The organism is Microcystis viridis FACHB-1342 (assembly GCF_014698335.1).
In the GTDB taxonomy this organism is placed as follows: domain Bacteria; phylum Cyanobacteriota; class Cyanobacteriia; order Cyanobacteriales; family Microcystaceae; genus Microcystis; species Microcystis ichthyoblabe_A.
Genome location: NZ_JACJSV010000104.1, coordinates 1 through 10537, shown reverse-complemented (window position 1 = coordinate 10537; position 10537 = coordinate 1). Strand labels below are relative to the sequence as shown.

10 protein-coding genes and 1 pseudogene are annotated in these 10537 nt (G+C 46.2%); 8 read left to right on the top strand and 3 right to left on the bottom strand.

The genetic code is table 11. The features are described 5' to 3' along the window. Positions 1–247: IS30 family transposase (locus tag H6G40_RS21735; RefSeq protein ID WP_190537171.1), on the top strand; the 247-nt coding region annotated here is incomplete at its 5' end. On the opposite strand, the pseudogene pilM reads toward H6G40_RS21735, so the two are convergent. Beyond that, positions 213–590 (bottom strand): annotated as a pseudogene (gene pilM / locus H6G40_RS21730) (pilus assembly protein PilM); the annotation flags it as partial. The gene H6G40_RS21735 and the pseudogene pilM sit on opposite strands and share 35 nt — an antisense overlap. 508 nt (positions 591–1098) lie before the next feature. Between pilM and ilvC the strand changes: the two are divergent. Next, complete coding sequence (ilvC, locus tag H6G40_RS21725; RefSeq protein ID WP_004158090.1) at positions 1099–2091, top strand: ketol-acid reductoisomerase; 993 nt, start codon at positions 1099–1101, stop codon at positions 2089–2091. 103 nt (positions 2092–2194) lie between these two features. On the opposite strand, the gene H6G40_RS21720 is transcribed toward ilvC, so the two are convergent. After that, entirely contained in the window at positions 2195–2983 is a 789-nt protein-coding gene (locus tag H6G40_RS21720; protein WP_190538237.1) for an ECF transporter S component, read from the bottom strand. Positions 2984–3286: 303 nt separating this feature from the next. Between H6G40_RS21720 and H6G40_RS21715 the strand changes: the two genes are divergently transcribed. The 6 genes from H6G40_RS21715 to H6G40_RS21690 all read left to right on the top strand — a co-directional run bounded on the left by H6G40_RS21715 (position 3287) and on the right by H6G40_RS21690 (position 9476). Next, positions 3287–3571: a hypothetical protein gene (locus H6G40_RS21715; protein WP_002732467.1), complete on the top strand. Its 285-nt coding sequence runs from the start codon at positions 3287–3289 to the stop codon at positions 3569–3571. Between the two features lie 166 nt (positions 3572–3737). Next, complete coding sequence (locus H6G40_RS21710; RefSeq protein ID WP_190538236.1) at positions 3738–4514, top strand: M48 family metallopeptidase; 777 nt, start codon at positions 3738–3740, stop codon at positions 4512–4514. A gap of 44 nt (positions 4515–4558) precedes the next feature. After that, positions 4559–5053 (top strand): hypothetical protein, encoded by a 495-nt coding sequence (locus tag H6G40_RS21705; RefSeq protein ID WP_242028822.1) that lies wholly within the window; start codon positions 4559–4561, stop codon positions 5051–5053. Positions 5054–5226: 173 nt separating this feature from the next. Continuing rightward, positions 5227–7338 carry a bifunctional arginine dihydrolase/ornithine cyclodeaminase gene (gene argZ / locus H6G40_RS21700; protein ID WP_190538235.1) on the top strand — a complete coding sequence of 704 codons (2112 nt, stop codon included), beginning with the start codon at positions 5227–5229 and terminating at the stop codon, positions 7336–7338. Between the two features lie 147 nt (positions 7339–7485). Next, positions 7486–7872, top strand: a complete 387-nt coding sequence (locus H6G40_RS21695; RefSeq protein WP_046661928.1) for a Pepco domain-containing protein — start codon at positions 7486–7488, stop codon at positions 7870–7872. Continuing rightward, positions 7872–9476, top strand: coding sequence for a GUN4 domain-containing protein (locus tag H6G40_RS21690; protein WP_242028820.1), 1605 nt, complete (start codon positions 7872–7874; stop codon positions 9474–9476). Before H6G40_RS21695 ends, H6G40_RS21690 begins: the two co-directional genes overlap by 1 nt. Here the strand turns inward: H6G40_RS21690 and H6G40_RS21685 are convergent. Then, positions 9410–10201 carry a transposase gene (locus tag H6G40_RS21685; protein ID WP_190538234.1) on the bottom strand — a complete coding sequence of 264 codons (792 nt, stop codon included), beginning with the start codon at positions 10199–10201 and terminating at the stop codon, positions 9410–9412. The two genes, H6G40_RS21690 and H6G40_RS21685, sit on opposite strands and share 67 nt — an antisense overlap. Between the last annotated feature and the right edge of the window lie 336 nt (positions 10202–10537).

The following is a 10537-nucleotide window of genomic DNA, read 5'->3' as shown; positions in this document are numbered from 1 at the left end:
GAAACTAGGAGCAGATTTTTATTTTGCTACTCCTTATCATTCGTGGGAGAGGGGATTAAACGAGCATACCAATGGACTGTTAAGACAATTTTTCCCCAAGGGAACGAATTTTAAAATCGTTAAGCCAGAGGAGGTGGAAAGAGCCGTAAACTTGATTAACAATCGTCCTCGAAAATGTCTTGACTATCGTACCCCGAATGAGGTATTCTATAAAGGTAGATCAGACAGTGATGCAATTCAGACTTGAATTGGCCATTTAAGACCAGATCGCGCAATTCCTCATCGTCCAATTCCGAGGGAATAGGGATAATCCGGATAATTGACTCGCGCATGGGGACAGCAGTAGCGACTCGTTTGCTAGTAATTTTATTTTCCTTGAGGACTTCTTGGATTAATTCCGCTAAAGCGACGGAATCGACGATTTTTCCCTCCTCAAAGATGCCTTCTGGGATATCCGACGAACAACATTTAACTAATTTATAATTTTGTTTCTGTTTGGCGATCTGAACCACGTTAAGACGCTCTGGGGTAATCTCTAACCCAATACCTTGAGTTTTTTTTGTCAATAGCTTCTTAAAAAAACTTACCATAGATTTTCTGGGGCAGCTCTAAGGGAATTGGTGATCAACAAAGCCAATAATCTTGATCTTTTCACCTGATTTTATTTAGTATCGATCAAGGCAGTAAATCAGTCTATAAACGATCCTAACTGGGTAATTTACCCAGAACAGGTGAAAATCGAGGGGGAGAGAAGCTATTTCTGCACTAATATTAACCTGATTATCTGTGTTCAGACCGAGGTTAATCCTAACTGGATAGGAGCAGAGGAAGCAGCTATTGATGATGATATTGTAATCAATTTTGGTGAAAGAACCAAGTCCAAGCTAAAAATTGGCCATTATCCCCCCCTTCTGCTCCACTAGATCAAGTCAGCTTTCCCTAGTTAGAGTACCCAAATATCTCGAGAAAATTCAAATTTTCTCGACACTATTTTTTCTTGACTCCTAGAAATAGGCGATCAAATGCTTCTGACGGGCGTGATTTTCGCGTATAATTAGGAGTTTGCACAGTGACAAAAAAATTTAAGGAGCGAGTTCGATGGCACGAATGTACTATGATGAGGATGCCAATTTAGACTTATTAGCGGGGAAAACGATCGCTATTATTGGTTATGGTTCCCAGGGTCATGCCCACGCATTAAATCTCAAGGATAGTGGCGTTAATGTGATTGTTGGTCTATATCCCGGCAGTAAATCGGCCATCAAAGCCAAAGAAGCCGGTATTCCGGTTTATGATGTGGCCGAAGCCGCTAAAATTGCCGACTGGATCATGATCCTCTTACCGGATGAAGTGCAGAAAACGATTTATCTCCACGAAATTGCCCCGAATTTAAGCGCAGGCAAGGTGTTATCTTTTGCCCACGGCTTTAATATTCATTTCGGTCAAGTGGTTCCCCCGGATAATGTCGATGTGGTTATGGTTGCCCCCAAAGGACCGGGCCATCTCGTCCGTCGCACCTACGAACAAGGTCAAGGAGTCCCCTGTTTATTCGCCGTCTATCAAGATGCTACCGGCCAAGCACGCGATCGGGCAATGGCCTACGCTAAAGGTATTGGTGGCACTCGGGCCGGGGTTTTGGAAACCACTTTCCGCGAGGAGACAGAAACCGACCTTTTTGGCGAACAAGCAGTATTATGCGGCGGTTTAAGTGCTTTAATTAAAGCTGGCTTTGAAACCCTCGTAGAAGCCGGTTATCAGCCCGAATTAGCCTATTTTGAGTGTTTACACGAGGTAAAACTGATCGTCGATCTGATCGTCGAGGGCGGTTTAGCCAAAATGCGCGATAGTATTTCCAATACAGCCGAGTACGGTGACTACACTCGCGGTCCGCGGGTGGTGACGGAAGCAACTAAGGCCGAAATGCGGAAAATCCTCCTGGAAATTCAATCGGGACAATTTGCCAGAGAGTTTGTCCTCGAAAATCAAGCTGGTAAACCGGGTTTCACCGCTATGCGTCGTCAAGAAGCAGAACATTCGATCGAAGAAGTCGGCCAAGATCTGCGGGCGATGATGAGTTGGCTAAAACGCTAGTTCTCTTTTTTTTCGCTGTCGGGTTGGACGCAACCTGGCAATTCTTGCCCTTGCGTCCACCCCGACACCCGATCCCCCACTCCCCAAAAGGAAAACTTCCTACCTAGTAGATCGCCTCCCGTGATTTGACCAAACCGATCGCCCGTAAACCGGCAATGACACCACAACCGATCACCATACCGACGAGGGAACGAATCAGATTTTCTACGGGGATGATCGGAATTAAAGCGATCCAGACTTCTTCGGGCCAGTTAAAAATCGAGTAGGTAATGGCGACGGCCCCTAAATGGGAGAGGCCGCTGGCGGTCCAAGTCCCGCCAAAAATTCCCGCAGCTACTAGGACAAAGTTACTACCTTTGATCCAATGGGTAAAAAGAGTCCGGGTTGGTAGGATAAATAATACCAAAGCCGACCAATCGACGAAAGCCCCAGCAATAAAGACTCGTGGCGAAATGCCGTTCAGTCCGATCGCCCGGTTAGCGTAGATAAACAGGGGAATCAGAAAAATTAACGTCAATCCTAACCACCAATAACGGCGTTTTTTGCCTAAAACCATTGTTCCCGCCACAAAACTCGACAAAATCGCCCCAAAGACCGAAATAGCGGGAATTCCTGCCGTGTAGGGGGCAAGGAAAGCCCCAATTAAGGACCCAATGCCACTAGCGATCGCCCCAGCGATCGGGCCGAGTAACCAACCCAAAAGGGGAAAAACCGCTTGACTGAGGGGCATACTACCGCCGGAAGCGAGGACAATGGAGAAGGGAATAAAAGAAAGGGTAGTGACAATGGCCGCTAAGACGACAATATAGGCGATCGGCGCCCCATCAATAGCGGCACTACTGACAGCTTCTACTTTGCGTTCTTCCCCTTCAGGGATAATATCTAGGGTCATAGATGAAAGGGTAATTCTAACTTTTCTATCATCCTCTGGTTTTATCCGCTTCGGGCAGTTAATGGTCAACGTTATAGCAGAGGATTTGAGCAAGCGGAAAGGAGGCAGTCGCTGCATCCCCACCGGTGTACGCTCCTGTGGGGAATTCCTCTGCTATATTTTTCTTAACCAAGAATCTTAATGATATTTTAAGATTTTTTAAAAAACCGTCCCTATCGGAGATGAACGTATATCCTAGAGGGGAGCGAGTATAAATTCTTATTCCCGTTCGATCGCGCCCCAATTCTCTGGAGATCAGCACCCATGCTTACTTTGCTCCGTTCTCTGCTATTTTCCACCCTATTAAGTTTTGTTGCCCCCGTCCTCCTGGTGGGTTCGATTTTAACTGCTTTATTCGCCACCAGTCACGTCCCCGGCTTTACTTGGGTTTCTCAGACTGTTTTTAGCCAAATTCTGCAATTTTTAACCATTTTCGGTGGCGGTTATCCCCTACAAGGAATGTTAACCATCGCTGTTACTTTTGCTTTTGTTGGCAGTTTATTCGATTTATTTAACTTTTACGTCTATCAAACCAATCGGGGACAGTAACAGACAAAGGGTGATAAGTAGTCGTGCAAAATTAATTTCCTAGTGAAGATAGGCAAGAGGCAAGAGGCAAGAGGCAAGAGGTGGTTAGATATGTGTAATTAATTTTGCTTAGGTACTTAGACAATGTCTAGAATAAGAATGAGGTTTTTATGGGATCGAATCGTCTATGCGCCTTATTTTCTCCCGTTTTTGGCTATTAACAATAATTTCTCTGCTGCTGAGCCTGAGTATCGGGATTATCAATCCCCAAAACAGTTCCGCGCTCTCGTGGATGGATTTACTTTTTCGGGGTGTGCAAGTTATTCAACTCTCCACTATTTCTCCTCAGCAGGAAGTCGCCATCGGTAGGCAGATTAATCAAGGTTTATTAGAATCAGGTAAGGTGAAACTGTCCAAAGATGCCAGAATTAACCAATATGTCCAAGAAATCGGGCAGCAATTAGCGGCAACTAGCGATCGCCCTGACCTTCCCTACACTTTTCAAGTGGTGCGCGACAATAGCATTAACGCCTTCGCAACTATGGGTGGATTTGTCTATTTACACACGGGATTGATTAAAACTACTGATAATGAGGCCGAATTAGCCAGCGTGATTGCCCATGAAATCGGCCATATCATTGGTCGTCATTCTATCACCCAATTACGCAATACTGCCCTCGCCCAAGGACTTCTCAGTGCGGCGGGATTAGAGACAAAAACTTGGGTACAATTGGCGGTTAATCTCGCCTATAATCTGCCCAATAGTCGCAAGGATGAATTAGAAGCGGACCGACTGGGTTTAACAAATTTGGCCAGGGCTGGTTATGAACCCACGGCGATGATCTCCTTTATGCAAAAATTAACACAACAGGGGGGTTCTACCCCGACAATTCTCAGCACCCATCCGGCTACAAGCGATCGCATTGTGGCACTGCAAAAACAGCTTAATTCGGTTAATAACTGAACTTCCCCCAGACATTTTGTCTAGGCTGAATTATAGATATAGCTTTGGCTGCTAGAATTAAGGCATTTCAAGACCAACCTTCCTTTTCCCATTACCAAAAAATTGAGTCTTTAGCGGGGGAAGATTGGTCTGATTTAAAATTAGACTTGTTAGATTACTTGCGCGAGTTTAGCGGTGGACGTTCCACAGAGGCTAAAATCGATATATTTCTCCACGAAAATTTAGTTAGAGATGCAATTAAAGTCGTTTCTAATAATTCCTATGTGCAGTCTCACCTAATTTGGCGGATAATGGATGCGGCTGCTACCGTCGCTCCTAACTGGTTGATCGATCATGTACGTCCTGCTGCGGAAAAGATACTCGACGAAAAAAAGGCAGATCGCTACGAAGAAACGATTAAATGGCTGAAAAAAGCTCGTAATGCCTTTTATATGTCAGGAAGACGGGAAGAATGGCAAACTTATCGGGAAAGTTTAATTAAGGAACATGGACGCAAATCGAAATTTATGGGGTTATTTAAACATCAGGATTTACAATAATTTAAGCTTCTAGCCGTCAGTTATCGGCTAGAATCAGGCTGTTTTTAGCTTGTAGAGTGGAAATTGTCCTAATCTTAGGCCTAGTGACATTTCGGGGCAAAGTGGAGTATAATGGAAGATTGGTCTAAACTTATCTCCAGACTACTTATACTGAATATTCATTGTCAAAAAATATGACTGAAACTATTCGCTTTTTGATGTGTTCTCCCGATCATTACGATGTGGATTATGTGATTAATCCTTGGATGGAGGGCAACATTCACAAATCTTCCCAAGAAAAAGCTAGGCAACAATGGCAGCAGCTTTATCATGTTCTCAAAGATCGGGCGCTCGTGGATTTAGTCACACCAGAAAAAGGCTGGCCTGACATGGTTTTTACCGCTAATGCAGGTTTAGTTCTGGAAAAAACTGTCGTTCTCAGTCGCTTTTTACACAAAGAAAGACAGGGAGAAGAACCCTATTTTAAACAGTGGTTTGAAGATAACGGTTTTACAGTTCACGAACTGCCCAAAGATTTACCCTTTGAAGGTGCAGGAGACGCATTATTAGATCGGGAAGGACGTTGGTTATGGGCAGGATATGGCTTCAGAACTGAGTTAGATTCCCACCCTTTAATCGCTAAATGGCTCGATATCGAGGTTTTATCCCTACGTTTAATCGATGAACGTTTCTATCACCTTGATACCTGTTTTTGTCCCCTTAGTGGCGGTTATCTACTCTACTATCCCGATGCTTTTGATGCCTATTCTAATCGATTAATTGAGTTAAAAATTCCCGAAGAAAAACGCATTATCGTTGAAGAAGCCGATGCGGTTAACTTTGCTTGTAATGCTGTGAATATCGGTCAAGTAATCGTCATGAATAAAATTAGTGACGACTTACAACATAACTTAGCTGCAAAAGGTTTTGAAGTGGTACAAACTCCCCTAACGGAGTTTTTAAAAGCAGGAGGAGCCGCTAAATGTTTAACCCTGCGTACCACCGAACCCTTAATTCCAGACCATCACGCTAATGTCACCATTGAAAGTCGCATTCTCCAGCTAGAAGGTCATCTGCTCGACGCGGGAATTATGAATAAAGCTCTCGATGTTGTGGTAGGAAATGGGGGCAGCTTCAAGGTTTTAAACTTCACCTTAGGGATTGAGCGCCAAAGTACCTCCTCGGCCGAAGTGCGCGTTTCTGCACCCTCTCACGAGGTAATGGAGGAGATCATGGTACAATTGATCGACCTCGGTGCGGCCGCTCGTCCCCAAGAAATCTGTGATGTCAATACCGCAGTGGTGGCACAAGATGGGGTCGCTCCCGATGATTTTTATGTCAGCACCATCTATCCCACGGAAGTGCGGGTTAACTGTGAATGGGTGCGGGTGGAAAATCAACGCATGGATGCAGCCATCGTCGTCACTGAAAGTCCGGAAGGCAAAACGGCAAAATGTACTCTGCTGCGGGATTTAAAAGCTGGCGATCGCGTTATGGTGGGAGTTGAGGGCATCCGTACTATCCGACAGGCGGAATCCAGGGAACAACGCAACAGCACTCAGGAATTTACCTTTATGGGTGCGGGGGTTTCCAGCGAGCGCCGAGTCGAGTTAACCGTGGAGCAGATTGCCTGGGAAATGCGCCAAATTCGCGACCAGGGCGGTAAAGTGGTGGTAACGGCAGGTCCGGTGGTCATTCACACTGGAGGAGCGCAACATCTCTCCCGTTTAATCCGCGATGGTTACGTTCACGCTTTACTGGGGGGAAATGCGATCGCAGTTCACGACATGGAACAGGCGATCATGGGTACTTCTTTAGGGGTGGATATGCAGAAAGGCATCCCGGTGCGCGGTGGCCATCGTCACCACCTCAAGATTATCAACCTCATCCGTCGCCACGGCAGCATCGCCAAAGCTGTATCGGCCGGGGTATTGACAAAAGGCGTAATGTATGAATGCGTCAAGAATAATGTCCCCTTCAGTTTGGCCGGTTCAATTCGCGATGATGGTCCGCTTCCGGATACGGAGATGGATTTAATTAAAGCACAGGAAGAATATTCCCGCTTAATTCAAGGTGCCGACATGATTCTCATGCTCTCTAGTATGCTCCATTCCATCGGTGTGGGCAATATGACACCGGCGGGGGTGAAAATGGTCTGTGTTGATATTAACCCGGCCGTGGTGACAAAATTAAGCGATCGAGGTTCCGTAGAATCCGTGGGTATCGTCACCGATGTGGGTTTATTCCTGAGTCTGTTAACCCAACAGTTGGATAAGTTAACCCGTCCCTTGGTAGAAACGGTTTAAAACCAATACTCTAAAACATAAAACTTATGAGCTTTGGGGGTATTTAAACCCCCTTTTTTGGGACTATTAACCCCTATCTCTATAGGTGAGTTAGCAATGGGTAACTAGAATAATAAAGGAGAACCATTGCCGAAAAACGAGAGCGCTATGCCAGAAGAAACCATTTGGATTATCACCGCAGAAGATACCCCCGTCACCGTCGATGAAGATGCGAAAGGAAACGACACCTATCGCAATCCCTGGGACACGAGGAAAACTATCACCGAAGCTGCGACTCGTGGCGTAAAAGTGAGCATAGAGAAGCTAGAGACAGAACTTTCCCATTTTCTCCAGCTTATCGGCAAAGTCTTCAATCAAGCACAGAAACAGGTCAACCAACAAACCGGTTTTAAACTCGATGAAGTAGAGCTTTGCGTAGAGATTACCGGGGAGGGTGAAGTAAAATTGTTAGGGACGGGGATTAAGACCGGCACCAAAGGCGGATTAACCCTAAAATTCAAGCGAGACGAGAAAAACACACCGACTGCGGACTAATGGCGAACTGGGCATTTATCATCGGCATTACAGCCTATAAACAGGGACACTTTAACAAGCTAGATTGCGCCATCGAAGACGCGAAGGCTATGTTTCGCTATTGTAAAGAAGAAGCCAAGTTTGACGAAGTTTTCCTCTTTACCGATGATTCTGACTCCATTAAAACGCCTAGCGGTACTTTTCTAGAAACGAAACCCACCGCCACAAATTTAAAAATCTTCCTCCATGAATTTTTCGAGTCCCCGCAGTTGGAGACGGGGGATAACTTCTGGTTTTTCTTCAGCGGCCACGGATTACGACATCAGGAACAGGATTACCTCGTTCCCCACGATGGACACTCCCAATTGCTCCCAGATACCACCATTTCTCTCACCTATCTCACCCAACGCTTACGCAAATGCGGCGCGGATAATATCATTCTGTTGTTGGACTCTTGCCGGAACGAGACGCGATTCGGCAATAAATCCGCGGGAGGAAAACCCCAACAGGGAGTGATTACCATCGCTTCCTGTAGTCCGGGGGAAGAATCCTATCAAATTCCCGCTTTGGGAATGAGTTCGTTTACCTACGCGCTTCTGGAGGCTTTGCGAATTGAGGGGGAAAGGAATTGCGCGACGGTGGAGAGACTTTGTAATCATCTATTCCATCGAGTTCCGGAAATCAACCGACAATACAACAAACCCCCGCAGACTCCCCACTCCACCGTCGAACCAAACTACAAGAATCATCTGATTCTGTTACCGAAACAAGCAACTATCACCGATATCGCGTTACTGCGAGAGGAAGCGTTAGATTTAGAAGGTGACGGGAGACTAGAAGAAGCAAAACAGTTAATGAGGCGAGTATTAGCCTTAGACCCCACGAATCCGAAGGTTTTAAAAGTTTATGACCGGATTACCCTGAAACTAGCACAACAACCCGTCCCACCGTCCCCTAAAACGGAACCGATAAATGGTGAGTCGGCGAAAACGATAACAGAAACCCCGAAACCCGCACCACCGCCAGAAATCGAACTTAAAAGCGCCAAAGGAATCGATTATCGGAACTTAGAAGATTTATTAAAACGGCAGCAATGGAGGGAAGCGGACGAGGAAACAAGAGTCGTGATGCTACAGGTAAATCGCACAAAAGAAGGATGGCTACAGGTAGAGGATATGGATAATTTCCCCTGCGAGGATTTGCGAACCATTGACCAATTATGGGTTAAATATAGTGGCGGTCGCTTTGGTTTTTCCGTGCAGGCGAAAATCTACTGCGAACTCGGTGGGAGGGGGGAGTATAATGAAAGAGTTTGGAACGCTTTCGGAGATAGGGTAGGCTGGCGAGTGAATAATAGCTGGATATACTACAGGGATGTTACTTTTGACCTAAAAGCACCCCTAGGACACCTCCCTGGACCCTCTGGTTTTTTGGGTGTACGTCGGGGTTCTGTTTTTGGTTTTTTGGGTGTACGTCGGGGTTCGGGTGTTTTGTTTGGGTTTTGGTATGGGTTTTTGGGTCGGGGGTTTTTGTATTTCTTCTGGGTTTTCGATGTACCTCACCCAGGCCCCGGGTCCGATCCGCGACATGATTGTAGTATGTCTCCGGCGACGCGGGGGTTGTAGGCGTTGGCAAAAACGAACTGATCCGCCACCGCGAGAATTTCTGGGGTGACTTCCTCCCACTCCTCCCACCAGAGAGACAATTGGCCCGGAGAGGATTTTTTAGACCTTTTCTTCGGCTTTATCCCCGCGAGTAGCTTACTTCCCCAGTGGTTGCGGGTTTCCGGTTTCGGTCGCGGCCGGTATTTCTTGCAGAATCCGCGATATTTGGCCGCGCATTCCTCTAGGGTTTCTCCCAGACTCAAAAACGCAGGATGCCAAGTGGTTAAGCCATCGTCTCCGAGTCGGTCATAGACCCCGTAATCGCTAAAATCGTAGAAGAATCCGACTTGGACTCCCGCAGCCTTCGGATTGGCGTGAATATAGCGTAGGGTATTCAGCGCTCGCTTAGTATCCGTGGTGGGAAAACCGCTACTGTGATAGCGTTTCTCCCAGAAGTGACCAGTTCGATTCAGCATTCGGTTAAAACACATGGCGGTGTACCAGTTCAACCAGTGCATAATTTTGGGCAAGTCTTCCGCGTCTTTCGGTTCGATGAGATAGTGAATATGGTTACTCATCACACAGAGCGCGTAGAGTTTGAATCCGTACTTTTCGATCGCTTTTTTGATAGCGTAGAGTAACACCTGTCGGCATTCTAGACGGGTCAGGCGAAATTCTCGGTTATTACAGCGAATGGTTATATGATAGGAATAGCCTGGGATTAGTTCTCGTTTTGCTCGTGACATTTTGCGTATTTTTCCCCGCGAGGACTTGTAGAATAGAACACCTAACAGAAAGATACCGCTATCTTTATCCTGTCCGCGACTTTTATCTGTTAATATGGAACTGTAAACATATTACTAATGCTCAAATGCAGATCTTGTAGGTGGGGTTTAGCGAAACAATACTGGATCGAAAATGGCTCAGTTTTGACATCCTCACCGCCGTAAACGGACGGTGATTCCCAAACCTCACGATTTGGGTTTCTGCTTCTTTCCCTTGCGGGGTTCCGCACCTGCCTTAACAGATTTACTCTGTTCTGGTCTTATGGTCGCTCTACAGACTGACACCGCAAGCCCTGC

Bases quoted from the DNA above. Each gene is read 5' to 3' on its own strand.
- H6G40_RS21690 (WP_242028820.1), top strand. From the start codon at position 7,872: ATGGCGAACTGGGCATTTATCATCGGCATTACAGCCTATAAACAGGGA.
- ilvC (WP_004158090.1), top strand. From the start codon at position 1,099: ATGGCACGAATGTACTATGATGAGGATGCCAATTTAGACTTATTAGCG.
- H6G40_RS21715 (WP_002732467.1), top strand. From the start codon at position 3,287: ATGCTTACTTTGCTCCGTTCTCTGCTATTTTCCACCCTATTAAGTTTT.
- H6G40_RS21720 (WP_190538237.1), bottom strand. From the start codon at position 2,983: ATGACCCTAGATATTATCCCTGAAGGGGAAGAACGCAAAGTAGAAGCT.
- H6G40_RS21695 (WP_046661928.1), top strand. From the start codon at position 7,486: ATGCCAGAAGAAACCATTTGGATTATCACCGCAGAAGATACCCCCGTC.
- H6G40_RS21710 (WP_190538236.1), top strand. From the start codon at position 3,738: ATGCGCCTTATTTTCTCCCGTTTTTGGCTATTAACAATAATTTCTCTG.
- H6G40_RS21685 (WP_190538234.1), bottom strand. From the start codon at position 10,201: ATGTCACGAGCAAAACGAGAACTAATCCCAGGCTATTCCTATCATATA.
- argZ (WP_190538235.1), top strand. From the start codon at position 5,227: ATGACTGAAACTATTCGCTTTTTGATGTGTTCTCCCGATCATTACGAT.